At 69.9% G+C, this 26,073-nt stretch carries 21 protein-coding genes; 6 read left to right on the top strand and 15 right to left on the bottom strand.

What is annotated here, in order from left to right:
• Positions 1–24: 24 nt before the first annotated feature.
• Positions 25–786 carry an SDR family NAD(P)-dependent oxidoreductase gene (locus ACYQ77_RS07490; protein WP_459708766.1) on the bottom strand — a complete coding sequence of 254 codons (762 nt, stop codon included), beginning with the start codon at positions 784–786 and terminating at the stop codon, positions 25–27.
• Entirely contained in the window at positions 783–2,072 is a 1,290-nt protein-coding gene (locus ACYQ77_RS07485; RefSeq protein ID WP_459708764.1) for an enolase C-terminal domain-like protein, read from the bottom strand. Before ACYQ77_RS07485 ends, ACYQ77_RS07490 begins: the two co-directional genes overlap by 4 nt.
• 241 nt (positions 2,073–2,313) lie before the next feature.
• Between ACYQ77_RS07485 and ACYQ77_RS07480 the strand changes: the two genes are divergently transcribed.
• On the top strand, positions 2,314–3,561 hold the full coding sequence (locus ACYQ77_RS07480) for a hypothetical protein (RefSeq protein WP_459708763.1): 1,248 nt from the start codon (positions 2,314–2,316) through the stop codon (positions 3,559–3,561).
• 19 nt (positions 3,562–3,580) lie between these two features.
• On the opposite strand, the gene ACYQ77_RS07475 is transcribed toward ACYQ77_RS07480, so the two are convergent.
• The 5 genes from ACYQ77_RS07475 to ACYQ77_RS07455 form a co-directional block, all read right to left on the bottom strand.
• The gene (locus ACYQ77_RS07475; protein ID WP_459708761.1) at positions 3,581–4,552 is read right to left on the bottom strand and encodes a helix-turn-helix transcriptional regulator; all 972 of its coding nucleotides are present in this window, start codon (positions 4,550–4,552) and stop codon (positions 3,581–3,583) included.
• A 798-nt stretch (positions 4,553–5,350) separates the two neighbouring features.
• Positions 5,351–5,971: a LutC/YkgG family protein gene (locus ACYQ77_RS07470; RefSeq protein ID WP_459708759.1), complete on the bottom strand. Its 621-nt coding sequence runs from the start codon at positions 5,969–5,971 to the stop codon at positions 5,351–5,353.
• The gene (locus tag ACYQ77_RS07465) at positions 5,964–7,397 is read right to left on the bottom strand and encodes a LutB/LldF family L-lactate oxidation iron-sulfur protein (RefSeq protein ID WP_459708757.1); all 1,434 of its coding nucleotides are present in this window, start codon (positions 7,395–7,397) and stop codon (positions 5,964–5,966) included. The genes ACYQ77_RS07470 and ACYQ77_RS07465 overlap by 8 nt, the downstream gene beginning before the upstream one ends.
• A complete protein-coding gene (locus tag ACYQ77_RS07460; RefSeq protein ID WP_459708755.1) occupies positions 7,379–8,110 on the bottom strand; it encodes a (Fe-S)-binding protein in 732 nt (243 codons plus the stop codon). Before ACYQ77_RS07460 ends, ACYQ77_RS07465 begins: the two co-directional genes overlap by 19 nt.
• Before the next feature lie 19 nt (positions 8,111–8,129).
• Positions 8,130–8,972: a fumarylacetoacetate hydrolase family protein gene (locus ACYQ77_RS07455; protein ID WP_459709744.1), complete on the bottom strand. Its 843-nt coding sequence runs from the start codon at positions 8,970–8,972 to the stop codon at positions 8,130–8,132.
• A 164-nt stretch (positions 8,973–9,136) separates the two neighbouring features.
• On the opposite strand from ACYQ77_RS07455, the gene ACYQ77_RS07450 reads away from it, so the two are divergent.
• The 5 genes from ACYQ77_RS07450 to ACYQ77_RS07430 are packed head-to-tail and all read left to right on the top strand — an operon-like array spanning position 9,137 to position 14,493.
• Positions 9,137–10,678: an AMP-binding protein gene (locus tag ACYQ77_RS07450; protein ID WP_459708753.1), complete on the top strand. Its 1,542-nt coding sequence runs from the start codon at positions 9,137–9,139 to the stop codon at positions 10,676–10,678.
• A complete protein-coding gene (locus ACYQ77_RS07445; protein ID WP_459708752.1) occupies positions 10,675–11,889 on the top strand; it encodes an acyl-CoA dehydrogenase family protein in 1,215 nt (404 codons plus the stop codon). The genes ACYQ77_RS07450 and ACYQ77_RS07445 overlap by 4 nt, the downstream gene beginning before the upstream one ends.
• Positions 11,890–11,913: 24 nt before the next feature.
• The gene (locus ACYQ77_RS07440) at positions 11,914–12,663 is read left to right on the top strand and encodes an enoyl-CoA hydratase/isomerase family protein (protein WP_459708750.1); all 750 of its coding nucleotides are present in this window, start codon (positions 11,914–11,916) and stop codon (positions 12,661–12,663) included.
• Between the two features lie 13 nt (positions 12,664–12,676).
• The gene (locus ACYQ77_RS07435; protein ID WP_459708748.1) at positions 12,677–13,612 is read left to right on the top strand and encodes a VOC family protein; all 936 of its coding nucleotides are present in this window, start codon (positions 12,677–12,679) and stop codon (positions 13,610–13,612) included.
• Positions 13,612–14,493, top strand: coding sequence for an acyl-CoA dehydrogenase family protein (locus ACYQ77_RS07430; protein ID WP_459708746.1), 882 nt, complete (start codon positions 13,612–13,614; stop codon positions 14,491–14,493). Before ACYQ77_RS07435 ends, ACYQ77_RS07430 begins: the two co-directional genes overlap by 1 nt.
• Here the strand turns inward: ACYQ77_RS07430 and ACYQ77_RS07425 are convergent.
• Genes ACYQ77_RS07425 through ACYQ77_RS07390 form a run of 8 tightly spaced genes read right to left on the bottom strand, consistent with a single transcriptional unit; the run spans position 14,490 to position 25,881 of the window.
• Positions 14,490–17,708, bottom strand: a complete 3,219-nt coding sequence (locus ACYQ77_RS07425; RefSeq protein ID WP_459708744.1) for an NACHT domain-containing protein — start codon at positions 17,706–17,708, stop codon at positions 14,490–14,492. The two genes, ACYQ77_RS07430 and ACYQ77_RS07425, sit on opposite strands and share 4 nt — an antisense overlap.
• Before the next feature lie 12 nt (positions 17,709–17,720).
• Complete coding sequence (locus ACYQ77_RS07420) at positions 17,721–18,320, bottom strand: GNAT family N-acetyltransferase (protein ID WP_459708742.1); 600 nt, start codon at positions 18,318–18,320, stop codon at positions 17,721–17,723.
• The gene (locus ACYQ77_RS07415) at positions 18,317–18,934 is read right to left on the bottom strand and encodes a class I SAM-dependent methyltransferase (protein WP_459708741.1); all 618 of its coding nucleotides are present in this window, start codon (positions 18,932–18,934) and stop codon (positions 18,317–18,319) included. Before ACYQ77_RS07415 ends, ACYQ77_RS07420 begins: the two co-directional genes overlap by 4 nt.
• Positions 18,935–18,948: 14 nt before the next feature.
• Positions 18,949–20,673 carry a serine/threonine-protein kinase gene (locus ACYQ77_RS07410; protein ID WP_459708740.1) on the bottom strand — a complete coding sequence of 575 codons (1,725 nt, stop codon included), beginning with the start codon at positions 20,671–20,673 and terminating at the stop codon, positions 18,949–18,951.
• Positions 20,674–20,707: 34 nt separating this feature from the next.
• Positions 20,708–22,783: an alpha-galactosidase gene (locus ACYQ77_RS07405; RefSeq protein ID WP_459708737.1), complete on the bottom strand. Its 2,076-nt coding sequence runs from the start codon at positions 22,781–22,783 to the stop codon at positions 20,708–20,710.
• A complete protein-coding gene (locus ACYQ77_RS07400) occupies positions 22,780–23,652 on the bottom strand; it encodes a carbohydrate ABC transporter permease (protein ID WP_459708735.1) in 873 nt (290 codons plus the stop codon). The genes ACYQ77_RS07405 and ACYQ77_RS07400 overlap by 4 nt, the downstream gene beginning before the upstream one ends.
• On the bottom strand, positions 23,649–24,584 hold the full coding sequence (locus ACYQ77_RS07395) for a carbohydrate ABC transporter permease (RefSeq protein WP_459708733.1): 936 nt from the start codon (positions 24,582–24,584) through the stop codon (positions 23,649–23,651). Before ACYQ77_RS07395 ends, ACYQ77_RS07400 begins: the two co-directional genes overlap by 4 nt.
• A complete protein-coding gene (locus tag ACYQ77_RS07390; protein ID WP_459708731.1) occupies positions 24,577–25,881 on the bottom strand; it encodes an ABC transporter substrate-binding protein in 1,305 nt (434 codons plus the stop codon). Before ACYQ77_RS07390 ends, ACYQ77_RS07395 begins: the two co-directional genes overlap by 8 nt.
• Between the last annotated feature and the right edge of the window lie 192 nt (positions 25,882–26,073).

Here is a 26,073-nt window from a genome sequence, read left to right as displayed (position 1 = left end):
TCAGTCCAGACGGCGGCCGCTCCTTCACTCCGCTCGCCGGGCCCGGGGTCGGGGACGCAGGCCGTACATGCCACCGTCGACCGCGAGCGCGGTCCCGGTGGTCGAACCGGACAGGGGGCTCGCCAGGTAGGCGATCGCGTGCGCGACCTCGTCGGCGGTCACGAGCCTGCCCATCGGCTGGCGGGCGGCCAGCGCGGCGCGTTCGGCGGCGGGGTCGTCCGCCGCGTCGAGGAGCCGCTGCACCCACGGGGTGTCCGCGGTGCCGGGGCAGACGCAGTTGATCCGGATCCCGTCGTCGAGGTGGTCGGTCGCCATGGCCAGCGTCAACGCGAGGACCGCGCCCTTGCTCGCGGAGTACAGGGCCCGGTTCGGCAGGCCCTGCCACGCGGCGATCGAGCAGGTGTTGACGACGGCCGCGTGCGCGCTGTTCTTCAGGTGCGGCAGGGCGGCGCGGGTCACGCGGGCCATGCCGACCACGTTCACGTCCAGCACGCGGTGCCACTCGGCGTCGTCGTTGGCGGTCACGTCGCCCGCCGCGCCGATGCCCGCGTTGTTGACCAGCACGTCGACGCCGCCGAACCGCTCGACGACCGCGTCGATCGCGGCGCGGACCTCGTCGTCGGACGAGACGTCGCAGCGGATGCCCGCGTCGTCAGGGCCGTCGCCGGGCTTGACGTCGAGTACGGCGACCCGCGCACCACGTGCGGCCAGGACAGCGGCCGCCGCCGCACCGATGCCGGACGCACCGCCCGTGACAACCGCTGTCAGACCGTCAAAGTCGGTCACTTGACCCTCCACTCCGGACCGTCGGGGAAGGCGTACCGGGCGAGCGCCTCGTCGTTGATCCGCGCGGAGAAACCCGGGGCCGTGGGCGCGAGATAGCGCCCGCCGCGCACGATAGCGGGATCGGTGAAGTGCTCGTGCAGCTGATCCACCCACTCGATCGCGCGGTCGGCCTGCGTGCCGGAGATCGCGACGTAGTCGAACATCGACAGGTGCCGGACCATCTCGCAGAGGCCGACGCCGCCCGCGTGCGGGCACACCGGCACCCCGAACTTCGCGGCCAGCAGCAGGATCGCGATGTTCTCGTTGACCCCGCCGACCCGGGCCGCGTCGATCTGCAGCACCGACAGCGCCCCCGCCTGCAGGTACTGCTTGAACATCACGCGGTTCTGGACGTGCTCGCCGGTGGCCACCCGGATCGGCGCGATGGCCTCGGCGATCGCGCGGTGCGCGAGCACGTCGTCCGGCGAGGTCGGCTCCTCGATCCAGTACGGCTCGAACCCGGCGAGCGCCTGCATCCACTTGATCGCGGGCTCGACGTCCCAGCGCTGGTTGGCGTCGACGGCGATCCGGACGCCGGGACCGACGGCCGCCCGCGCGAGCCGCATGCGCCGGATGTCGTCGTCGAGGTTGCCGCCGACCTTGAGCTTCAGCATCGTGAACCCGTCGGCCACGGCCTGCTTCGCGAGGCGCACCATCTTCTCGTCGGAGTAGCCGAGCCAGCCCGCGCCGGTGCTGTAGGCGGGGTAGCCGTCGGCCTCGATCTCGGCGATCCGCGCCGCCCGGCCCGGCCTGCGCAGGATGTCGAGCGCCTCCTGCTCGGTCAGCGCGTCGGACAGGTACCGGAAGTCGACCTGCGCGACGAGTTCCTCCGGCGACAGCCCCGCCAGGAACTTCCACAGTGGACGTTCCGCCCGGCGCGCCGCGAGGTCCCACGCCGCGTTGACCACGGCGCCGATCGCCATGTGCGCGACGCCCTTCTCCGGGCCGAGCCAGCGCAGCTGCGAGTCGCCGACCAGGTCGCGGTTGAGCGCGGCCAGCTCGAGCGCGGTCTCGGGGACCCGCCGCCCGACGACCATGTGGTCCAGCGCCCGGATGGCGGCGGCCTGCACGTCGTTGCCCCGGCCGATGGTGAACGCGAGCCCGTGGCCGTCCGGCCCGTCGTCGGTGCGCAGGACGACGTAGGCGGCGGAGTAGTCGGGGTCGGGGTTCATCGCGTCGGACCCGTCCAGCTCCCGCGAGGTGGGGAAGCGGATGTCGAACACATCCATGCCGGTGATGCGCGCCATGTGAGCCGCCGTCCCCTTTCACCCTCGAAGCAAGACATCCGATGTATACCCGAGTCCGATCGCAGAATCCAGCCTTGACACCATCCTGTGTCCTCATTGATCGGATCAGTAGGGGGTGGTGTCGGACGTCCGACATGGCGGAAGATCGCCATGTCGATCTATGGGCACGCAGCGTGCCGCCTCGAATACTGGGCGGGCGCGGCGCCCGCACGGGGGCGTCGCCGGAATGAAGGGCACGTTCATGAGACCGAGAATCCCGTTGCTGATAGCGACGGTCACGGCGGTGACCGCCGCGTTGGTGCCGGGCCAGGCGGCCGCCGCTCCCGCGGCGAACACGGCCGTCGACACCGTCCCCGCCGTCGAGAACCTCCTCGACCCCCTGCACATCGACCTCGCGCGCGCGGAGCTGTCCCCGGCCGACCAGGCCCGGCTCGACGCGATCACCGCGCACCTGCCCGCCAACTGGCAGCAGCGGCTCGCGCAGGTCCGCTCCGACCTCGGCATCGAGTCCCACGGCGTGGAGGAGGCCGTCGCCAAGGCCATCGACCCGTCGCTGTACGAGTGCCAGCCGACCCAGTTCAGCAACTACGCGAACGCGCTGCTGGACGGCGTCGACTTCGGCACGCTGATCATCCTGGTGCTGCTGGGGGTGCTGGACTACCCGACCTACGACGCGCTGCTGTACGGCACGCCGGGCAACAAGGCCGACTACGGCCTGCCCGAGGGCTACAAGGCCCCGGTCACCCAGGCGGTGAAGCAGTCGCAGAAGTTCTGGGACGTCGACCTGTTCGACGTGAAGACCATGGCGATGCAGAACGACATGCTGGCCGACCACGGCCGCATGACCCGCATCATCATGGCGCTGTTCGGCGACACCGAGGAGGACGCCGCCGAGGCCGCCACCCTGATCATGGACGTGATCGCGGACTCGCCGCCACTGCAGGGCGGCGACAACCCGATCTTCACGCTGAACGCGTTCGCGTTCTCCGCGGAGGGCGAGACCGACCCGCTGTTCAAGGACCTGCCGGACAAGATGGTGTTCGGCGAGGGCCTCGCGACCGCGCTCGACGCGCTCGACCTCGGCACCACCGGGGCGAAGGCGGTCGTCGGCCACGAGATGGCGCACCACGTGCAGTACGAGCAGGGCTACTTCGACAGCCCGCTGACCGGCCCGGAGGCCACCCGCCGGACCGAGCTGATGGCGGACGCCTTCGGCACGTACTTCGTGGCGCACAAGCGCGGCATGAACTTCAACGCCGTGCAGATCCACAAGGCGGAGCAGTCGTTCTACCAGGTCGGTGACTGCTCGTTCGAGAGCAACGGCCACCACGGCACGCCGAACCAGCGCCTGAAGGCGTCGGTCTGGGGCGCCGAGCTGGCCCGCGCGACGACGTCGCCGTTCCCGGTGCTCGCCTCGGACACGCTGTACAACAAGTTCGAGAAGAAGCTCCCGAGCTTCGTCAAGCCGGACGCCAAGCCGGCCGCGTGACCCGCCGGTCCGGCGCGGGTCAGAGCCAGCCGCGCCGGGCCGCCTGCACGCCCAGCTGGAACCGGCTGCGCGCGGCGAGCTGATCCTGCAACGCCATGATCCGCCGGTTGACCGTCCGCTCGCTGACCCCCAGTTCGCGGGCGATGGCCGCGTCGGTGAGGCCGGCGCCGAGCAACGACAACAGACGGCGTATGTCGTCGCTCGGCGCCTGGTCCTCCTCGACCGCGAGCTGGTCGGCGGTGATCGGCACGCCCAGCGTCCAGTACGTCTCGAAGATCCCGATCAGCGACTCCATGAAGCCGCCGCCACCGAAGAACACGACGGCGTGCACGCGTTCCGGCCCCGGCATGGGCGCCATCAGCACGGCCCGCTTCCCGTCCGCGATCTGCAGGTTGCACGGCACCGTCGGGAAGACGCGCGCGGACTCCCCCGCCGCCGCGGCCTCCTGCACCAGCGCCATCACCTCGGCCTGCCGCAGGATCTGCGCGCCGTACACGACCCGGTAGGCGACCCCCCTGCGCATCGCCTCCAGCGCCCCCGGCTGCGGGTTCGGCCGGGGCGGCGCCTCCCCGTTCGGCCCGATCGACAACGCCCGGACCTCGGTCTCCGCGTCGGCGTGCAGGCGCTCGGCGACGTCCATGACCTGCGCGGTCGTGGTCAGGACCTCCATGTAGTCCGGGGTGGCCGACTGCCGCGCCCACACCTGCGCGAGCACCTCCGACGCCTCCCGCGCTGCCGCGGCCGCGCGCACGTACTGGTCGGCGAGCGCCTGCAACGGCAGCCGCGGCGGCAGCGGCTCGAGCACCCCGGCGTCCACCTGGACGAGCCCGACCCGCGTCAGCTCGTCGATGGCACGCACGGTCTCCTCGTCGTCCCCGAGCCGGTCGGCGAGCGTGTCGTAGTCACGCACCCCGTCCTGCACGATGATCCGGTACACGCGCTCGGTCAGGCCGGGAATGCCCGGAGTACCGGGAAAGTCCAGAACCGACATGATCTCCCCCTGATCCAAAATCGAGTCATGCTAACTCCGGGGTCGACCGTCCTGGTAGGGATCGACCGCAGCGGGTCAGGCCGGGGAGGCGGCGTGCGGTCAGGCTCGTTGCGCCAGCGTCACCACACGCATGGCACTTCCTTTCTCGGGCGTGGCCACGGGCCGATCCCAGCAGGCCGGGCGCGCAGCGCCCGGCCCCCGCGAAGCGGGCGAAGCCCCAGAACCCCCTGAGGGGTGCCTGCCATCCCGTCGACCTGGCGAAGCCCGATCACACCGTGTCAAGGGGGCCCGAAGCACGACGCAACCCCCTACCCAAAGCCGCCGGGCCCCCTTGACGCGGTGTGATAGCCCTCCGGGAGGTCGACGGGATGGCAGGCACACCACGGACACCAGTCCCTGCCAACCCAACCCCGTGCAAGACCCGCCGCCATCCCGGAGACCAGCCCGTCCGGCGAGGACCCCCCGGAGGGAAACCCCACGCAGGGATCGACCGCGGTCCTCAGCACCCCTCGCCGCGGGTCAGGCCGGGGAGGCGGCGTTCGGTCAGGCTCGTTGCGCCAGTGTCACCACGCATGGCACTTCCCCTTCCTCGGGCGTGGCCACGAGCCGATCCCAGCATGCCGGGCGCCCGGCCCCCGCGAAGCGAGCGCAGCCCAAACACCCACCGAGGGTGCCTGCCATCCCATCGACCAACCCCCGCCATCCCGGAGACCAGCCCGTCCGGCGAGGCCCCCCGGAGGGAAACCCACCGCAAGGCCAACCCCACAGCCAAGAAAGACCCAGCATCCGCCGTCCGGACTAACCGGCGATCAGGACTTCCAGGTTGCGCGGCCCGTGCACGCCCTCCACGCGGTCCAGCTCGATGTCGCTGGTGGCCGACGGCCCCGAGATGAACGTCAACGGACGCGTCGGGTCCAGGCGGGCCAGGGCTTCCGGCACGGTGGCCACCACCTGGTCCGCGCGCACGACACACAGGTGGTAGTCCGGCAGCAACGTCAACGCACGCCGCCCCTGGGCGGTCCCCGCGTCGAGCACGATGGTCCCCGTCTGCGCGATCGCCACCGCGCAGCCGGTCAGCACCCCGTCCGCGCGGTCCAGGGCCGCGTTCGGCAACGGCCACATGGGCGCGTCCAGCGACCACACGAACTCGCCGACGCGCCACCACGTCGGCACGTCCGCCGGCGTCACCACCACCCGCGCACCACGCGCTACCAGCGACGACTCGATCTCCGCGGGCAGGGACGACTCCGGCACCCGCCGCACGACCGCGCGGTAGTCCGCCACCTGCTTCTCGAACAGGGTCAGCACGTCGCCGAGATCACGAGTGCGCGCGTACTCACGCGGCACCGTCACCGGGCCCGGACGGTCGCGCAGGGCCGCGCGGATGCGGCCCAGAATCTCAGCACGTGCCTCAGCCACGGGTCCTCCGCCACCACGCCGAGAACGACTCCGCCGGTGGCACGGGCAGGTCGCGGGAGTCCGTCCACTTCGAACCCGGCCACGGCAGCCGTTTCACGCGGCCGCCCCGCGCGATCAACCGCAGCACCGACGCCGCTCGTTGCGCAAGGCGGAACCGGGACGGCGACCGCATCACCCACGACGCCGCCGCCATCGCCACCGCTTCCGGGGAGTGCGAACCGGCCACCGCCTTGCCGCGCAGGTGCACCAGCACCGACGGGATGTCGATCCGCACCGGGCACACCTCGTAACAGGCACCGCACAGCGACGACGCGAACGGCAGCGACTTCAGCAGCGCCGCCGTCGACGGGTCGTCCGTGCCCGCGCCCAGCTGCGGGGTGAGGATCGCGCCGATCGGACCCGGGTACACCGACCCGTACGCCTGACCGCCGGTCCGCTCGTACACCGGGCACACGTTGAGGCACGCCGAGCACCGGATGCAGCGCAGCGCCTGCCGCCCGACCCGGTCCGCCAGCGTCGCCGTCCGGCCGTTGTCCAGCAGCACCAGGTGGAACTCCCTCGGCCCGTCGCCCGGCGTCACGCCCGTCCACACCGACGTGTACGGGTTCATCCGCTCCGCCGTCGACGACCTCGGCAGCAGCTGCAGGAACACCTCGAGGTCCGACCACGTCGGCACGAGCTTCTCGATGCCCATCACGGTGATCAGCGTCTCCGGCAACGTCAGGCACATCCGCCCGTTGCCCTCGGACTCCACCACGACGACCGAACCCGTGTCCGCGACCGCGAAGTTGGCGCCCGAGATGGCGACCTTCGCCGACAGGAACTTGCGCCGCAGGTGCGCCCGCGCCGCCTCCGCCAGCTCGGCCGGCCGGTCCGACAGATCGTCCACACCGGACATCCGGGACCGGAAGATGTCCCGGATCTCCGAGCGGTTGCGGTGGATCGCGGGCACCAGGATGTGGGACGGCCGGTCGTCGCCGAGCTGCACGATCAGCTCCGCCAGGTCCGTCTCGATGGCCGACACCCCGCCCGCCGCGAGTGCCTCGTTGAGGCCGATCTCCGCGGTGGCCATCGACTTGACCTTGACGACCTCGGACGCGCCCGCCTCGCGGACCAGCCGCAGCACGATCTCGTTCGCCTCGGCGGCGTCGCGCGCCCAGTGCACGACCCCGCCGCGCGCGGTGACCGACGCCTCCAACCGTTCCAGGTAGACGTCCAGGTTGGACAGCACGTCGTCCTTGATGGCCTGGCCCGAGCGCCGGAGCTCTTCCCAGTCCGGCAGTTCCGCCACCGCGGCGGCGCGTTTGGTGCGGATGGTCGACGTCGCGTGCGCGAGGTTGCCGCGCAGCTGCACGTCGGACAGCGCGTCCCTGGCGGCGTCCGGGAAGGTCGGGCTGCCCAGCCACGTCACGGGGTTGCGACCCATGGCTCCTCCTCCGTGCTCGCCAGGATCTCCGCGAGGTGCAGCGACCGGACCCCGGTCCGCAGCCGGGACAGCCCGCCGCCGATGTGCATCAGGCACGAGTTGTCACCCGCGGTCACGACCTGCGCGCGGGTCTCGAGCACGTGCGTCATCTTGTCGGCGAGCATCGCGGTCGACGTCTCCGCGTTCTTCAGCGCGAACGTGCCGCCGAAGCCGCAGCACGACTCGGCAGCGGGCAGCGCGACCAGGTCGAGCCCGCGCACGTGCCGCAGCAGTTCGAGCGGCTTCTCCCCCACGCCGAGCATGCGCAGCGAGTGGCACGTCGGGTGGTAGGTGACGCGGTGCGGGAAGTACGCGCCCACGTCGGTCACGCCGAGCACGTCGACGATGAACTCGGACAGCTCGTAGGTGCGCGCGGCGACCGCGCCGGCACGTCTGTGCAGGTCCGGGTACACCTCGCGGACCATGCCCGCGCACGACCCGGACGGCGCGACCACCGCGTCGTAGCCCTCGAAGGCCTTCGCGTGCCGTTTCGCGAGCTTCGCCGCGTGCGCGCGGTAGCCGGTGTTGTAGTGCATCTGGCCGCAGCAGGTCTGCGCGGCCGGGAAGTCGACCTCGCAGCCGAGCCGAGCCAGCAGCCGGACCACCGCCCGCGCGGTGTCGGGGAAGAACGTGTCGGTGAGACACGTGGCGAATAGAGCGACCCGCGTGCCCAACTCCTCGTCCCTCCCTGGCTCAGGCCTTGACGACTACCTGCCGCTGCCTGCCGAGCCCGTCGATCTCGATCTCCACCACGTCGTCGATCGAAAGGTATGGGAACCGGCCCGAGAGCGCGACCCCCTGCGGGGTGCCGGTGTTCACGAGATCGCCCGGTTCCAGCACGGTGTACTGGCTGATGTCGTACACCAGCTGGGCGACCGAGAACAGCATGTCCGCGGTGTTGGAGTCCTGCCGGACCTCCCCGTTCACCCAGGACCGCAGCCCGAGGGCCTGCGGGTTGCCGACGTCCTCGGCGGGCACCAGCCACGGGCCGAGCGGGTTGAACGTCTCGCACGACTTGCCCTTGGACCACTGCCCGCCGGAGACCTCCAGCTGCAGCGCCCGCTCCGACACGTCGTTGGACAACACGTAGCCGGCGATGTACGCGAAGGCGTCCTCCGGTGACGGCACGTAACGGGCCCGCTTGCCGATCACGATGCCCAGCTCAACCTCCCAGTCGACCTTCTCCGCCCCTCTGGGAAGGATCACGTCGTCGTTCGGTCCGACCACAGTGTTCGGATGTTTGTAGAAGATCACGGGGTGCTGGGGCGGCGCGGCGCCGGACTCGGCGGCGTGTGCGGCGTAGTTCATACCAACGCAGACAACGGCGGGCGGGCGTGCTATCGGGGCACCGATCCGCAGGCCGGCGACGTCCGTGGCCGGCAGTTCGCCCGCCGCGAGCGCGGCCCGGGCGCGTGCGATGCCGTCGGCGGCCAGGAAGGCCCCGTCGATGTCGCTCGTCAGCCCGGACAGGTCGAACGCGCGATCCCCGTCGTCCAGCACGACGGGCCGTTCGGCACCGACGTCACCCACTCGCATCAGCCGCAAGGCGAACCTCCGTGTTGACCTGCGCCGCCACCCGCTCGCGACGACACGTACGACGTACGCGGAGCCTAGCAGCCGTCGTTAGGTACGCGAAGCAGTCGATCCAGCAAACATCTGACCTTTGTGCACTTTCGGGTTATCCATGCTCGGATGGGCCGGTGGAGAGTTTCGTTCTCGGCGACGTGCTCAGGTCACGTGCGGACAGCCACGGGACCGAGCCCTTTCTCCGTTTTCGTGACGGCGATCTCACCTTCCGCGACGTGGACACCGAGGCCAACCGCGTCGCACGAGGGCTGATCGAGCTGGGGGTCGGCAAGGGCGACCACGTCGCCGTGATGCTGCCGAACTGCCCGGAACTGGTGTCGGTGGTCTTCGCGCTCGCCCGGCTGGGCGCGGTCGCGGTGCCGGTGAACACGGCGCACCGCGGCGAGGTGCTGAGACACGTCCTGTTCAGCTCCGACTCGACCACGCTGATCATCGACGAGGAGTATCTGGAGCGGCTCCCGCTGGCACGGCTTCCCGGCCTGACCCGACTGGTGGTTCGGGGAACACCACCAGAAGGAATGGTGAGCCTGAACAGCCTCCGCGGCCGCGACGCGACGGAGCCGAGAGCGGGTGTGGTGTTCTCGGACCTGCAGGCGATCATGTACACGTCGGGCACCACGGGCCCGTCCAAGGGCGCGATGGTGTCCCACTCGCTGGCGCTGACCTGCGCGTACGACTCGCTGAACTACCTCGACCGCTGGACCAAGACGACCTACTGCCCGCTCCCGCTGTTCCACGCGGCGGGGTTGTGGGACGGCGTCTTCTCCGCGCTCCTCGCGGGCACGTCGATCGCGGTCGTGGACCGGTTCAGCGCGTCCCGGTTCTGGGACGACGTGCGGTACTTCGACGCGCAGCTCGCGCTCAGCGTGTTCTCGATGATCCCGATCCTGATGAGCGCGCCGCCGACCGAGCGGGACCTCGACCACCCGCTGGAGATGTTCTACATGGGCAAGTCCGTGCTGGACGAGCCGCTGAAGGAACGGTTCGGGGTGCGGTCGGTGGAGACGTACACGTCGACCGAGGCGGGCATCGCCACCGGCAGCCCCTACGGCGAGTGGCGGCTCGGCTCGTGCGGCACCGTCCACGAGGAACGCTTCGACGCGGCGGTGGTCGACGAGCACGACCGCGAGGTGCCCGCCGGCGAGCCGGGTGAGCTGGTGCTGCGGCCGAAGCAGCCGTACGTGGTCACCACCGGGTACTACGGGACACCGGAGGCCACGGCCGACGCGTTCCGCAACCTGTGGTTCCACACCGGCGACCGCGTCTGGCGGGACGAGGACGGCTACTTCTTCTTCCTGGACCGCATGAAGGACTCGATCCGCCGCCGCGGCGAGAACATCTCGGCGTTCGACCTGGAGATCGAGGTCAACACGCACCCGGCGATCCTCGAGTGCGCGGCCATCGGGGTGCCGTCGGAACTGGAGGACGAGGACGTGAAGCTCGTCGTGGTGCTGCGGCCGGGGAAGAAGCTCGGCCACGAGGAGCTGCTGGAGTTCTGCGCCGAGCGGCTGCCGAAGTTCATGGTGCCGCGCTACGTCGAGTTCACCGACGCGCTCCCCCGCACCCCGACCGACAAGGTCGCCAAGTACAAGCTGCGCGCGCAGGGCGACCACGGCATCACCGACAACACCTGGGACAGCGAGGCGACACGGTGAACTGGGACGACACCGAAGAGGAGGCCGAGTTCCGGGCGGAGGTGCGGGCGTTCATTTCCACGCACTTCCCCGAGGAGTACCGGCCGGACCACGAGGCCGAGCACAGCCTCGAACCCGAGGACGTGTGGGGCTACAACTGGGCCGCCGACCGCGTCTCCCCCGACCCGGAACGCCGGGAGGGCGCGCGGAAGTGGGCGGCCGCACTCGCGGAACGCGGGTGGATCGCGCCGCACTGGCCGGAGGAGTACGGCGGCGCGGGGCTCTCCGCGAAGCAGGAGTTCATCCTGCAGGAGGAGATGATGAAGGCGCGCGTGCCGACCGTGAACGGCATCGGCGCGTTCCTGATCGGCCCGACGATCCTCGAACTCGGTACGGACGAGCAGAAGGCCGAGCACCTGCCGCGCATCGCCCGCGGGGAAACCACGTGGGCGCAGGGCTTCTCCGAGCCGGAGTCCGGTTCGGACCTGGCGTCACTGCGGACCAGGGCGGTGCGCGACGGGGACGACTACGTCGTCAACGGGCAGAAGGTGTGGACGTCGCTGGGCGTGCAGGCCGACTGGCTGTTCGTGCTCGTGCGCACCGACCAGGAGGCGCCGAAGCACAAGGGCATCACGTTCCTGCTGGTGGACACGAAGACCCCGGGCGTGACGGTCCGGCCGATCACCGACATCCGCGGTGACACCCCGTTCGCCGAGGTGTTCTTCGACGACGCCCGTGTGCCGGTCGCGAACCGGGTCGGCGAGGAGAACCGCGGCTGGTACGTGGCCATGACCGCGCTCGGCTTCGAACGGTCCGGCATCGGCGCGACCGTCAAGTTCGAGCAGGCACTGTCCACTTTGGTCGACCACTTGAAGTCGCCGGAGGGTCGCGCGCACGCCCGGCCCGACACCGAGGGCCTGCGGCTGGAGATCGCACGCCGGTACGCGGAGATCCGCGTGCTGTACAACCTGGCGCGGCACTCGGCGTCGTCCGGCGACTACGCCGGCTCGGTCAGCCAGCTGTACGGCGCCGAGCTGCACCAGCGGCTCGCCCGCACCGGCGCGAAGGCGTTCGGGCACCTCGCGGAACTGTGGCAACGCGAGGGTGCGCCGCTGGGCGCCGCGTTCACCCACCTGCGGTTCGACTCGGTAGCCGCTACGTTTCTCGGTGGGACCACCGAGATCCAACGCAACGTCATCGCCACGAGAGGGCTCGGACTGCCCAAGAGCTGATTGTTCGGTCGGGGAAAGGGAAACATGGCATACGAAACGCTGGACGTCCGGATCGAGGACCGGGTCGCGTGGCTCACGCTGAACCGCCCGGAGAAGCTGAACGCGCTGACGCCGGAGTCGATGCGGGAGCTGCGGCGGTTCTGCACGGAGACGGACGACGACGAGAACGTGCACGTGGTGGTGCTGCGCGGCGCCGGTGAGCGGGCGTTCTGCGCGGGCATGGACCTGAAGTGGTCCGAGGGCCTCACGAAGGCCGAGCGCATCGAGCAGGGCAGGCTCGGGGAGAAGACGTTCGCCATGCTGGAGCGCCTCTCGGTGCCGGTGATCGCGGCCGTGCACGGCTACGCGGTCGGCGGCGGCCTCGAACTGGCGCTGGCGGCGGACTTCATCGTGTGCTCGGACAACGCGAAGATGGGCCTGGTCGAGATCACGCTGTCGGCACGGCCGCCGTACCAGCCGAAGTACATGAACGGCGAGCCGGACCCGGACCAGCCGGAGGTCGGCGGTTCCGCCCCCGGCTGGGGTGGCGTGAAGCGGCTGCCGAAGCGGGTCGGCAAGGCGCGGGCGAAGGAGATGCTGTTCACGGGCATCCAGCTCGACGCGGCGCGCGCACTGGAGCTGGGCCTGGTGAACAGCGTGTTCCCGGCGGACGAGTTCGACAAGCAGGTCGCGGCGCTGGCCGAGAGGGTGGCCGCCATGAACCGCTACAACCTGCGGCTGGTCAAGGAACTGGTGGACAACGAGTACGACTGGATCGAGCCGCACCCGAGCTGAGAGGAGCCGCGCCATGCAGATCTACCGGATAACCCATGTCGCACAGGCGGTTCCCGCGCTGGAGCCGCAGGTGGCGTTGCTGGAGAAGCTGTTCGGCTTCCGCGCGACGCACAAGTGGGACAACCCGGCCGCGGGCGTCCGCGGCGCGCGCCTCGAGATCCCCGGCACGTGGGGGCACGAGTGGCAGGTGCTGGCGCCGGCCGGTGACGGCTCGCCGATCCAGCGCTGGCTGGACGAGCACGGCGGCCGCGGCGGCCTGCACCACATCGGTGTCGAGGTCCCGGACCTGGACGCCGCGGTGTCCGAACTGGACGAACGCGGCATCAAGATCACCGACGGCCTGCCCGGCAAGTGGGTGGAGGCGTCGCTGTCCCCGCCCGCGCACGGCCCGGGCGTGCTGTTCCGCCTGCGCGGCCCCGGCACGCTGACCATGACCGGCGACGAGGCCGCCGTGCCGGTCCCCGCGGCGCATGTGGACGGTCCGGTGCTGGGCATCGTGAACCTGGACCACGTGTGCCAGGCGTTCCCGGACCGCGACGAGCTGTCGGCGTGGTACCAGGACCTCCTCGGCGTGGTCGAGGTGTGGCGCACGGCCGACGACGAGCACCCGGACATGGCGGACCTGGTGCTGAACGTGCCCGGGTCCAGCATCTGTCTGGAGGTGATCACCTCCCGCGGCGCGGAGTCGTTCATCGACAGGTTCCTCGACCGCAACGGCCCCGCCGCCCACCACGTGACGTTCCAGGTGCGGGACTGGGAGGCGGCGCTGGACGCGTGCCGCCACCACGAGGTGCCGACGTTCGACGACGAGGAGGGCGTGACGGACGGGGCGCGCTGGAAGCACACGTTCATCCACCCGAAGCAGACCGGCGGTGTGCTGGTGCAGCTGTTCTGGGAGGAGCGGCCGGGGGTCTGGGTGCGGTCGGACAAGATCCCGGGCAGGCGCTGATGGCGGACCTGGCCCTGACGGAGGACCAGCTCCTCGTGCAGCGCACGGCCCGCGAGTTCCTGGCGGGCCGTGCGCGCGACGACGTCTGGAAGGAGATCACCGACCTCGGCTGGCAGGCACTGCCGTTCGAGGAGTTCGGCTTTCTCGAGGGCTGCCTGATCGCCTCGGAACTGGGCCGCGCCGGCGTGACCGTGCCGTACGTGTCGTCACTGATCTGCGGCATGGCGGTCCCCGAACTGCGTCCTCGCGTGGCGGCGGGCGAGGTGTTCGCGTACGTCCCGTTCTCGGGTGCGCTGGTCCCGTGGGCAGCGGAAGCGGCTGCGTTGCTGGTCCGCACCGAGTCAGGCGTGGCGCTGACGACGGAGGCGTCGTGCGCCCCGGTGACGGTCGTCGGCCCCGCCCCGACGTACCGCGTGACCTACGCGGTGTCAGGTGGTGCGCCCGCCCCGCTGATCGAGTCGTTCGGCGCGGCGGCCACGTGCGCGGAGATGGTCGGCGGCGCCGAGGCGGTCCTGGACAAGACGGCCGCGTACGCCAAGGACCGCCACCAGTTCGGCAAGCCCATCGGTGCCTTCCAGGCGGTGCAACACCACTGCGCGAACATGGCCATCGACGTGATGGGCGCGAGGTTCATCGCGTACGAGGCGATCTGGCGCCTGGCACAGGGTCTGGACGCGGCGGTGGAGGTGTCAGTGGCGAAGTCGTGGGTGAGCGAGGCCTACGAACGCGTGTGCGCGGTAGGCCACCAGGTCCACGGCGCCATAGGCTTCACCGCCGAACACGACCTGCACCACTACACCCGCCACGCCATGTCGTCAGCCCTGGCTTTCGGCGACGCGGACACCCACACGGACCGGCTTGCCACCCAGCTGGGCATCTAGCTCCCCCGCCGCACCTCGACAGAATCGGGCAGGTGGGCCGTTCCGGAGATCCGGCGCGCCTTGCCCACAACGTGCACTTTGAGGTCAGCTGCTCCGGCCAGGGCCGAGACATCGACCGGCTGGTCACCCCAGATGTGCAGGTCCCGGAGCCCAGGCAGATCACACAAGGGAGCCATGTCGGGCAAGTCGACGCCCGCCATGCCGATGTGCAGCCTGCTCAGGTGGGACATGTCGCGTGTGAAGTCAAGCGACCGGATGGGGGTGTGGGCCAGATTGGCGAACTCGAGGAGCGGCAGGCTTGCGAGCGGTTCGACGTTGTCCACGGCGGCGGCATGAAGATACACACCAGTCATGGTGTCGGCCCATCGATCGATACCGAACAGCGAAACGAGCCGATCAGCACGCCCCAACAAGAGGAAATCCAGTTCCGCCATTCGGGGGGACGCCGCCAGTGCCGTCAGGTTAGTTCCCAGGGAGTGCCAGACGTTCAGCCTCATCAGTGGCTCGCCTTCTGCGAGAAATGGCAACACCCAATCAATGTCCACTCGGTCGCTGAAACCCAACCGCTGTATGCGGAAGAGGTGCTTCAACTGCTCCCGCCGGGCCTGCGCATGACGCAACTCGACTTGACGCAGGTTTTTCGCCGCGGCGAGCGGGGACAAATCCACACCGGAGGGGTGGCAGTCCAGATACATGGACGCCAACGACGGATGACCGGCAACCGGATCGACACTCCGCAACTCTCCGTCGTCCACGTCAAAGTGATCCAGTATTGGCAGGTTCACGATATAGTCGATGTTTCCGTAGCCGTGGGCGAACCGACATTTGAGATGTGTCAGATCCGGCAGGTGTCGCAGACCGGCGAGCAGACTCGGATCCGTGAGTTGAACGGTCACCTGGCCCGCGACGGCGAGCACCTCCCGCGCGAACAGCTCAGGGTCGAACTTCGGCCAGGCGCGTTCGACCTCGTCCCGGACGGCCTGGTGCGGCTTGCTCCGCACCAGGTCGGCGATGATCGGCAGAGCCTGTTCGCCGCCGATGGTGGCGGCCATTCGGATAGTGGCGATCGTCTCTGGCAAGGTGTATTTCGTGCGTGCCGGAAGTAGTTCCAGCGCGAGATCACCGGCTCCCGCGAGCGCGACCGCCTGCTTCATTCCCTTGGGTGGCAGTAGGTTTGAGGCAACCTCCTGCATCTGCTTCTGCAGATCCAGCGACAACTGCGGTGCGTGCTGGATACAGCCGACGGCCAATGCCTCCAGGACGTACCTGTGCTTACTCTCTTTGAGCGCCCGTCCGAGCAACCTGCGCAGCAGCTCATCGGCCTGCGTAGCCCTGGCGTGCCCAATGGCCATGAGTACGACTTCGCGCCACTGGTCGTCGTGGGCGTTCATCACCAGGGCACCGATATCGTCCGCTGCCACCGCGGCGCGTCCGGCCAAGAACTCCTGGAACGTCTTGTGCACGAAGTCGATTTGCCCGTCGATCGGCTCCCGCAACAGGCCGCTGCGGTCCAGCAGGTGCTTGAGCACCTCGTCGGCATCGCTCTTAACGCGGTGGAGGTCGGCCAGTTTGGCCGTCAGCCGCTCCAGCACCCGTTCCGTCGGTGCGCTCGACAAACCATTGCGCACCAGCCAGTACGCCAAATCTTCCAGGAGGAGCATCTTGTCGACCCGGGTGATGACGACAGCGGGGTTGTCGATCTCGCGTTCCGTGTCTCGCCGTTCCAGCAGCATCTCCAGCGCGATCGAGTAGAGCTCCAGCCTGTCGTGCGGGAGCTGCATTCGGCGGTCGAGGTGGAGCGCGCAGATCAATGCAGTCATCAGCGGGCTGACCGCAAGCATGCGCAGGTGGCGGTGGGTGCGGATGGTGCGGATCAACTCGGTGCGGGACAGCTCGACGCGCTCGCGTTCAGCGGTGGTCCGCCCCCCTTCCGCCATCGCTGCGTGCCAGTGGTCAACGAAGGCGTCGAGGTCGCCCAGTGTCATCGGCTGGATCTCGAGTGCGTCGAAGGACTCGTCCTCGAGCCAGTTCTCCGCAGCAGCCGCCGGGCGGGAGGTGATGACGTAATGAGCGTCTGGGTAGGCCAGCAACAGTTCGCGCAGCCACTCGCGAGCGCGGCGGCGCTGTTTCTCCGGCAGCTCGTCCACCCCGTCGACCAGCACGAGCGCGCGACCGGTCCGCAGGAGGTCGTGCACCCACTCCATCGGCATGGTGTGCGCAATGGGTCCGCCGACGTCGTACAGGAACTCCTCGGGTCTCGGCAGTTCCTCTCCCGAGTACCGCCGCAACCGGATGAGGAAGGGCACGAAGCCGTTCCATTCCTGGAGCGGACCGTCGAACCCGTTGCGGGCGCAGCGAACGGCCAGCCACTGCAGGAGCGTCGTCTTACCGGAGCCCGCCTCACCTCGGATGAAGGCGCGCTGCGTGCTGCCCAGCGCCTCCTCGATCGATCCCACCCACTGTTCGGGCCTCCTGGCAAGGGCAGCGTCCTCGAACCGGGACTTCGAGGCGATCGACAAGCTCACGTAAGCGACGCTTAGTGGGTAGTTCTCGACGCGGTCGCTCACAGACACGCCGAATAGTTCCACCTTGTCGAGTTGGTTCGCGACGAGCCGCAGGTAGTTCGGCTCGAAGGTTATCGCCCCCGCGCCGCCAAGTTGCATCGGCAGGCGGTCGAAGCGCTCCTCGACGTGCCGGATGATCTCCTTCTGCCGCGACAGGAGTTCGCCGAAGACGCCGACGTGGAAACCGGGCAGCGAGTCTGCAATCTCGATGATGTACGCGCAGCAATCCCGCAGGACCCGCTCGTACAGTTCGGTCGCGGCCTCGCCGAGGTCGCGCGAGAACCGCTTCCCCACCGGTCGCACCGCTTTGAGCAGGTGTAGTGCGTCGAGGTCGGCCGCGAAGAGATGTGCGTTGGTCAGTTTCGCCGTGCCGAGGGTGTCGGCTACAGCCAGGACGGCCGCGTCGCGTTCGTTCTGTACCAGGCCGCGGAATTCGGTGCCCGTGGTGCTGAGCACGTTGTCCGCGACACGCTCTTCAAGATCCTCGAACAACCGCTGCACCCGACGACGTTCACGGGTGTCCGACACTTGTGATTGGATGATGTCCACAACACTGACGGCCGCATCCGCGCCTATCGCGTTGTCTTTCAACCAGACCTTGCACGCGATCTTGACGACGGCGGCACCGACCATGAACGCGGAGTCAATCACCCACGAACTATGTCACAGGGCGCGGGCCATGATGAGGGAGTGCGTGTACGCGTGCACGTCGGTGAAACCCATGCGGCGGTAGAAGCCGATCGCGTGCTGGTTGGCGGTGCCCACGCCGAGGTGGATGCCCGGCGCGCCGGCCGCCGCGAGCCCGTCCAGCAGGGCGGTCAGCAACCGCCGGCCGTCGCCCTTGCCCTGTAGGCGGGGCAGGAGGTCGATGTGGAGGTGGGCCGGGTAGCGCTCGACCACGTCCGGGCTCGCCGTCGGTGGGTTGTGGATCAGGCGCACGATGCGGTCGTCCGGCGAGCCGTCGGGGAACGTGCCGAGCGGGTAGCGGGATCGCAGCCCAGGCCACCACTCACCCTCGCACCAGGATTCGAAGGCGGCCGTGTCCGGGACGCCCAGCACGTAGCCCGCCGCGCCCGCGTCGTCGGTGCCGACCAGTGCGATGGCGTCGGCGTACCGCAGGTACGGGCCGACGTACACCTCGCCGAGCAGCCGCGGGTCCCGGTAGAGGCCGGTGGCGTCCTGGCCGCTGTCGCCCGTCAGCAGGCAGATGTCGTACAGCGCCTGCTCGTCGGCCGGCTCGTAGGGCCTGATCGTCGCGCTCACCCGGTCATTATCGGCTTCCGCCGCGCGCGCAGGCGCCAGCCGGTCATCGCGGTGCGGCCCCTCGCGTCGCGGGGCCAGTCGGTGTAGCCCTCGGGGATGACGCCGAGGATGTCGGCGGGCACCAGTTCGTCGATCGTCCAGTCCCCGGCGAACAGCTCACGCACACGGGTTTCGGTGAGACCGGCCCGGCCCGGGGTTCGCGCGCCGGGACGATCCGCGAAGCAGAGGACCGCGACCCGGTCCCGGCAGACGCGGCGGAGCACGTCCAGGTACCGCGCCTGCGCGTCCGGGTCGAGGCTGTGCAGCAGGCCGCTGTCCAGCACCGTGTCGAAGGAACCGTCCAGGGTCGTGATGTCGGCCGTGCGAAAAGTGGCTGCCATGCCCCGTTCGGCTGCCTTTCGCGTCGCGCGTTCGACGGCGGCCGGCACGAAGTCGACGCCCAGCACCTCGTGGCCGCGCGCCGCCACGGCCAGTGCCAGCTCGCCGGTGCCGCATCCGGCGTCCAGCACCGTGCCCACGCACCAGCCCGCGTCGACCAGCTCGGCCAGCGCCGGCTGCGGCTCCTCGATGTCCCACGGGAGGCTGCCCTCCCGGTAGGCCTGTTCGAACTCCACGGCCCGTGACCCTCTCACCTCGGCAGGCGGGACGCGACCGGGCCCGCGAGCGTGGTCGCCATGCGGCACAGTTCCGCGACGTCCGGGTCGCCCTCGACGACCACCATCGCGACCTCCGCCAGCAGGTCGCCGTCGGCGGCCCGGTACTCGCGGTTCACGACGTCCGCCTGGCAGGTGTCCTCGCCGAAGTCCTCTTCCTTCAGGTACACGTCGCGGCCGGCGAGGGTGGAGTGGACGCCGCCGCGGACGCTGTCCGCGTCGCCCTTGTCGAAGATGACGCGTGCGGCCGCGGTGCCGTGGGTGTCGGGCCAGCGGCAGTCCCAGTTGCCGAACCCGCGCACCGGCTCCGCGTTCGCGAAACCCGGCAGCTCGCGCAGGTCCGCCGGGGTCAGCAGCATGCACGCGTCGACGTCGAGCAGCGAACCGGCCACGGCCGCCGGGCGGCGCGGGATCTCGTCGTTGACCCGCAGCACCGACTCGGCCTTGTCCGCGGCCGCGGTCGCCATCGCGCACAGGTTCGCGTCGGCGCCCTCGTCGGCCTTCGCGACGACCTCGACGAGGTTGCCGTCGGTGAGGGTGAACGTGATGTCGCAGCTGTCGTCGTCGCGTTCCGCCGGGCCGCGTTCGACCTCCTCGCCGCCCGCGTCGCCGCTGCGCAGCTCGACGCGGACGTCGGCGTCGAAGCGGTCGCCCAGGTCCACCACCACGTCGCAGCGGTTGAAGCCGCCGTAGTCGGCGTCCAGGGTGGCGTCGCCGAACCCGGCCAGCGACTCCGCCGACATGAGCGCGCACGGGTCGGCCGTGTGCGGGTCGCCGAGCACGGTCCGCGCGGGGCCCTGCCCGTCGCCCTCCCACGGGCGCAGCAACGCCAGCGCCAGCAACGCCACCACCCCGACGGCGGCGCCCGCCACCATCGCGGGCCGCCGCCCGCCGGTGACCGGGGGCCGCCACGCGGGCACGGGACGCCCCGCGGCGACCAGCTCGAGCATCTCCTTCGCCTGCGACGCGGTCGGCCGCGCGGCGCGTTCCCGCTGCAGCAACGCGTCCAGCACCGGCGCGAGCGGACCCGCCTTCGTCATCGGCTCCCGGCGGTTCGCGCGGATGCGGGTGAGGATCACGTCGGGGTCGCCGGACCCGAACGGCGGCGTGCCCTCGACGGCGTTGAACAGCGTGGCGCCCAGCGAGAAGACGTCCGACGGCGCCTTGGCGGCCGCCCCGTCGGCGACCTCGGGCGACACGTACGCGGCGGTGCCGGAGATCTTGCCGGAACCGGTGATCGTCGCGGCCCGCCACGCGGAGATGCCGAAGTCGGTCACCTTCACCGCGCCGTCCGCGCCGACCAGCACGTTGGCGGGTGTGACGTCCCGGTGCACCACGTCGGCGGCGTGCGCGGCGGCGAGGGCGGCCGCGACCTGCGCGCCGATGTCCGCGACCGCGCCGGGGTCGAGCGTGCCCGCCGCGGCGAGGCTGCGGGACGGGAAGTACTCCATGATGAGCCAGCAGTCGTCGCCCTCGCCCGCCACCTCGTACACCTCGATGGCGCCGGGGTGCTCGACGCGGCGCGCGATCTCGGCCTCGCGTTCGAGGTCGGCACGGACGCTGCCGCCACCGTGCGGCCGCTTCACCGCGACCTGGCGGTGTTCGACCAGGTCGTCGGCCAGCCAGACGATGCCCATGCCACCGTGCCCGATCAGCTCGACGAGCCGGTAGCGGCCGGCGATGACGTCGTCACTACGCACAGTGGACGATCCTATGGGCGTCCGTGTGGCTGACTCACACCGCCTTCAGATGGATGAGCCACGCCTGCTCCGGCGTCATGACCGGCGGCCGGATCCCGACCTCGGTCAGCACCCGCCCCGGCACGACCCGCGTCTCGCCGCCCGGCGCCGGGACCTGCTGCGTGCGGGGTGCGCCGCCGGGCGTCACCGGCGTCACCGCGTACCGGCGGTCCGGGTCGAGGCCGGGCAGCCGCACGGGCGGCGGCACGGTCCGCGCCGACGACGTGAGCTGTGCGTAGCAGAACACCGCCGCGGTCTCCGACACGACACCGGTCAGCATCACCGACGGGTCCGCGACGTCGCCGCGCACGAGCGTGCCGCTGTGCAGCAGCCCGCGCACCGACTTGTAGAACGCGATCGCGTCCGCCAGGCCCCGCTGTTCGCCGGGCGACGCCGACGCGATGTCCCACTCGATGCCGAAGTGCCCGAACAACGCGGTCGCCACCCGGAACGACAGGTCCTGCGTGCGGCCGGTGGTGTGCGAGTGCGGCGGGCCGACGTGCGCGCCGATCAGTTCCAGCGGCAGCAGCAACGCGGTCCACCGCTGGATGGTCTGCCGTTCCAGGGCGTCGTTGCAGTCCGACGCCCACACGCGGTCCGTGCGCGCGAGGATCTCCAGGTCCGTCCGGCCGCCGCCGCTGGAGCAGCTCTCGATCTCGACGCCGGGGTGCCGGGTCCGCAGCTCGTCCAGCAACCGGTACACCGCAAGCGTTTGCTCGTGCGCCCGGACCCCGATGAGGTCGCGGTTGTGGTCCCACTTCACGAACCGCACGTCGTTGTCCCGCAGCAGTTCGTCGAGCCGCTCGAGGACGTACGCGTACGCCTGGGGGTTCGCGAGGTCGAGCACCTGCTGGTGGCGGGAGGTCGGCGGCAGCGTGCCGTCGCCGGGCGCCAGCACCCAGTCCGGGTGCGCGCGGGCCAGGTCGGAGTCGGGGTTGACCATCTCGGGTTCGACCCAGATGCCGAACTCCATGCCCAGCCCGGTGACGTGGTCGATGAGCGGCGACAGCCCGTCTGGCCACACGCCCTCGTCGACGTACCAGTCACCGAGGCCCGCGGTGTCGTCGCAGCGGTGCCGGAACCAGCCGTCGTCCAGCACGAACCGTTCGACGCCGATCCGCGCGGCCACGTCGGCGAGGCCCGTCAGCCGGGTCAGGTCGTGGTCGAAGTAGACGGCCTCCCACGTGTTCAGCACGACCGGCCGCGCCCGCACCGGGTGCGACGGCCGCGCCCGCATCCACCGGTGGAACGCGGCGCTGACGCCGTCGATCCCCTCGGCGGAGTAGGCCGCGTACAGCCAGGGCGACGTGTAGGTCTCCCCCGGCGCGAGCACCACCTCGCCGCTGCCGAGGAGTTCGCCGCCGCCCAGCACGCCGCGGCCCTCGTGCACGCGTTCGGCGTAGGTGACGTGGTTGCCGCTCCACGCGACGTGCACGGCCCACACCTCGCCGGTGCGGAACCCGAAACCGGTGGTACCGGCCAGGATCGCCGGGGTGGCGTCGTGCCCGGTGCGGCCGCGGCGGTTCTCCCGCACCCACGAGCCGAGGTCGAAGGCCCGCCGCTGCGGGTGCTTCTCGCGGATCCACCGGCCGTGGAAGTCCAGCAGCTCGGTCGCCTGCTCGGGCACGGGAAGCGCCGTCTCCAGGCCTTCCAGGGTGTACGCACGGGAGCCGTCGTTGCGGAGTTCGTGCCGCACCCGGAGCACGCCCGACGGTGTCAGCTCCACCGTGGACCGGACGCTCAGCCCGCCGCCCTCGAGGTCGAACACGGCCTCCGACGCCGACCGCCCCACGGCCGTCCGGGTGAGCGACGGCAGCCAGTCGCCGCCGGAGCGGTGCCCCCGCACCCCGGGCCGTCCCGGGTACCCCTGGCGGGCCGACGGCAGCAGCCCGATCGGGATGGGCACGTCCGGCGCGTTGTTCGGGATCGGCGGGACGGCCCCGTCCGCCAGCGCCGGCAGGTCGTCGTCGGACAGGTCGCCGAGCGGTGCGCCCCAGTGGACGACCGACGGCAGCGCACGCGCGTCGATCACCACGCTGACGGTGTCGGCGCGCAGGTGGACGATCGTCATCCCTTGGTGGCTCCCAGTGTGAGACCGGCACGCAGGTGCCGCTGCAGCAGGAAGAAGATCACGAGCGTGGGGATCGCGACGATCACCGAACCGGCGGACAGCAGGTTGTAGTCGGTGAAGAACTGGCCGCGCAGGTTCTGCAGCGACGACGTCACCGGGAACTTGTCACCGGTCCGCATGAACGCGACGGCCCAGAAGAAGTCGTTGTAGACCCACGTGATCTGCAACGTCGCCAGCGCCGCCAGCGCCGGGCGGCACAGCGGGAGCACGACCTGCCAGAACTGGCGGAACACACCTGCCCCGTCGACGAGGGCGGCCTCCGTCATCTCCTTCGGGATCGTCTTCATGTAGTTGCTCAGCACGAACGTGCAGAACCCGGTCTGGAACGCGATGTTCACCGCGATGACCGCGTAGTACGTGTCGTAGAGCGACCCGGAGTCGCTGAACCAGAACGGCACCTCGATGTTGAGGAACATCCGGAACAGCGGCACCAGCAGCGCCTGCTGCGGCAGCAGGTTCGCCGCCGTGAACAGCGCGAGCAGCGCCAGGTTGAACTTGAACGAGTACCGGGCGAGCACGTACGCGGCCGACGACGCGAGCAGCAGCGTGATGACCACCGACGGCACGGTGATGATCACCGAGTTCCAGAACGTCTGCCCGAAGTTGCCGCGCGTCCAGGCGTTGACGTAGTTGTCGATGGTGAAGCCGCCGAACGAGAAGTACCCGTGCGTGGACGTGAAGTCGTAGTCCCGCAACGAGTTGTAGACCGCCCACGCGACGGGGAAGAGCCACCCGACCGCCATCACGGTCAGGAACACCGTCAGCACGACCCGCGCCGGGCGCTTGCGCCTGCCCACTGCCGCCGTCATCGCTGCTCCCGCATGACCTGGACCAGGTAGATCACGATGAACACGGTGGAGATCGCGATCATGATGGTGGCGAGCGCGGACCCGAAGCCGACGCGGCTCGCCTCGCCGATCACGTTCTGCGTGACCAGCGTGGAGATCAGCTCGAGCCCGTTGCGGCCCTTGTTGATCACCCAGACGATGTCGAACGCGCGCAGCGACTCGATCACCGTGATCACCAGGACCACGATGTTGACCGGGCGCATCACCGGCCAGATGACCTTGAAGAACGTGCGCACCTCGCTCGCACCGTCGACGGCGGCGGCCTCGCGCAGCGCCGGGTCGACGGCCTTCAGGCCGGCCAGGTAGAGCAGCATGATGTACCCGGTGTGCCGCCAGCCCGCGGCCACGAGCACGGCCCACAGATTGATGTCCGGGTCGCCGAACCAGTCGGTCTCGCCGCCGAACACGGCGTTGAGCAGGCCCTGGTCGCGGGAGTAGATCAGCTGCCAGATGAAGCCGATCAGCGCGAGCGACAGCACGACCGGCAGGAAGAAGACGCTCTGGTAGATCCGCGAGCCGCGGATCTCGCGGTCGAGCAGCACCGCGAGGAAGATGCCGAGCAGCGTGGGCCCGAGGAAGAACACGACCAGCCAGATCAGGTTGTGTTCCATGGCCGGGCCGAACGGCGGGTAGTTCGACGTGACGTCGGTGTAGTTCTTCATGCCGACGAAGTTCATGTCGGCGATGTTCCCGATGCCGTTCCAGTCGGTGAACGACAGCACGATCGTCGAGATCGCGGGGACCCACACGAGCCCGGTCACGATGATCGCGGGCACCGCGACCATCAGCACGACGATCAGCTTGTCCATCGTGGACAGGGTGCGCGCGTGCTTCGGCCGGGGCGCACGGGACGTGGTCTCCGTGCGCTCCGGCCGGGTCATCAGATCAGCCACCGAAGATCGACTTCTTCTGGCTCTCGATGTTCTTCGTCAATCCGTCCACGTCGTTCGGGTTCTTGATGAACTCCTGCAGCGACGGGATCATCACGGTCGACGCGAAGTCGGGCCGGGTGTCGCGGTCGAGGAACTGCGAGATCGACTTGGCGCCGCTGACGAGCTCCTCACCCTTCTTCTGCAGCGCGTTGTACCCGCTCGTGTCGGCGTCGTTGTGCGCGCCGATGTTGTTCGGGTCGGACTTGAGGTAGGTGTCCTCGGCCTTCGCGGTGCCCAGGTACTTGAGCAGCTCCTTCGCGCCGTCCTCGTTGCGCGGGCGGGCGGCCATCATGAAGCCGTCGATCGGCGCCTCGACCACGTCCGAGCCGACCGCCGGGTCGATCTCGGGGAACGGGAAGAAGTCCAGGTCGTCGCGGTCCGGGCCCTCGGGGAACTGCTGGCCGACGAACATGCCCAGGGTGTACATCCCGGACTCCTTGTTCAGCAGCGACTGCGCCGCCTCCTGCCAGGTGCGGCCGAGCGCGTCGGGCTGGTGGTACGGGAGGATCTCCCGCCACGCGTCGAAGACCGCCTTGACCTCCTTGGACTCCCACGACTTGTCCCCGGCCATCAGCTCCTTGTGGAAGTCGTAGCCGTTGATGCGCAGGTTGAGGTAGTCGAAGGTGCCCATGGCGGGCCAGCCGTCGGAGTCGCCGAACGCGATCGGGTTGAGGCCGTCGGACTTCATCTTCTTCGCCAGCGCGACGAGGTCGTCCATCGTCTTCGGGGCCTCGTAGCCCTTCTCGGCGAAGACGCTCTTCCGGTAGAAGATCGCCCACGGGTAGTAGTAGAGCGGCACGAAGTACTGCTTGCCGTCCGAACCGGTCGACTGCTGCTTCATCGCGTCGGAGAAGCCGCCGCCGATCTCGGACCACACGTCGGAGATGTCGCCGACCAGGCCCTGCTCGGCGAAGAACTGCATGCGGTAGCCGGCGAACCAGCCGAACACGTCGTCCGGGCCGCCCTGCAGGTAGTTGTTGATGTTCTCCTGGAACGAGTTGTGGTCGATCGTGTTGACCTTGACGTTCCCCCCGGAGAAGCCCTTCATCACGTCCGCGATGGCCTTCTTCGGCACCTCGTCGGACCAGTTCGAGCCGAGCGTGACGTCACCGCCGCCGCCACCACCGCCGCCGTTGCCGCCGCCGCAGGCGGACAGGCCCGCGAGCGCGCCCGCGCCGAGCATCCCCTTCAACAGCGTGCGCCGTCCGATGTTGATGGCGGAGACGCCGCCTGCACCGAACGATCGAGGGCTCATCATTGTGCGCCTCCTCAGGGAGCGGCCCAGAAAACCAACACTTGTGAACGTGACCTCTCAGAATCGAAACCTTTGCGGGCCGCCCACGCGCCTGTCAAGAGGGCGAACACAAACCGGTGGTACTTTCGTGACCTACCCCGTTCACCTCTCCGACACAGGACTTACGCTCCGTAGACGTCCGATCTCTGAGCGCTC

The organism is Actinophytocola sp. KF-1 (genome assembly GCF_054661535.1).
Note: the sequence above shows the minus strand (reverse complement) of the source record. Positions and strands in the feature narration are given on the sequence as shown.

What these genes read in the sequence shown, in the direction of transcription:
- ACYQ77_RS07390 (WP_459708731.1), bottom strand. Translation starts at nt 25,881, where the DNA reads ATGATGAGCCCTCGATCGTTCGGTGCAGGCGGCGTCTCCGCCATCAAC.
- ACYQ77_RS07455 (WP_459709744.1), bottom strand. Translation starts at nt 8,972, where the DNA reads ATGCGAGTGGGTGACGTCGGTGCCGAACGGCCCGTCGTGCTGGACGAC.
- ACYQ77_RS07480 (WP_459708763.1), top strand. Translation starts at nt 2,314, where the DNA reads ATGAGACCGAGAATCCCGTTGCTGATAGCGACGGTCACGGCGGTGACC.
- ACYQ77_RS07465 (WP_459708757.1), bottom strand. Translation starts at nt 7,397, where the DNA reads ATGGGTCGCAACCCCGTGACGTGGCTGGGCAGCCCGACCTTCCCGGAC.
- ACYQ77_RS07475 (WP_459708761.1), bottom strand. Translation starts at nt 4,552, where the DNA reads ATGTCGGTTCTGGACTTTCCCGGTACTCCGGGCATTCCCGGCCTGACC.
- ACYQ77_RS07400 (WP_459708735.1), bottom strand. Translation starts at nt 23,652, where the DNA reads ATGACGGCGGCAGTGGGCAGGCGCAAGCGCCCGGCGCGGGTCGTGCTG.
- ACYQ77_RS07405 (WP_459708737.1), bottom strand. Translation starts at nt 22,783, where the DNA reads ATGACGATCGTCCACCTGCGCGCCGACACCGTCAGCGTGGTGATCGAC.
- ACYQ77_RS07430 (WP_459708746.1), top strand. Translation starts at nt 13,612, where the DNA reads ATGGCGGACCTGGCCCTGACGGAGGACCAGCTCCTCGTGCAGCGCACG.
- ACYQ77_RS07440 (WP_459708750.1), top strand. Translation starts at nt 11,914, where the DNA reads ATGGCATACGAAACGCTGGACGTCCGGATCGAGGACCGGGTCGCGTGG.
- ACYQ77_RS07435 (WP_459708748.1), top strand. Translation starts at nt 12,677, where the DNA reads ATGCAGATCTACCGGATAACCCATGTCGCACAGGCGGTTCCCGCGCTG.
- ACYQ77_RS07485 (WP_459708764.1), bottom strand. Translation starts at nt 2,072, where the DNA reads ATGGCGCGCATCACCGGCATGGATGTGTTCGACATCCGCTTCCCCACC.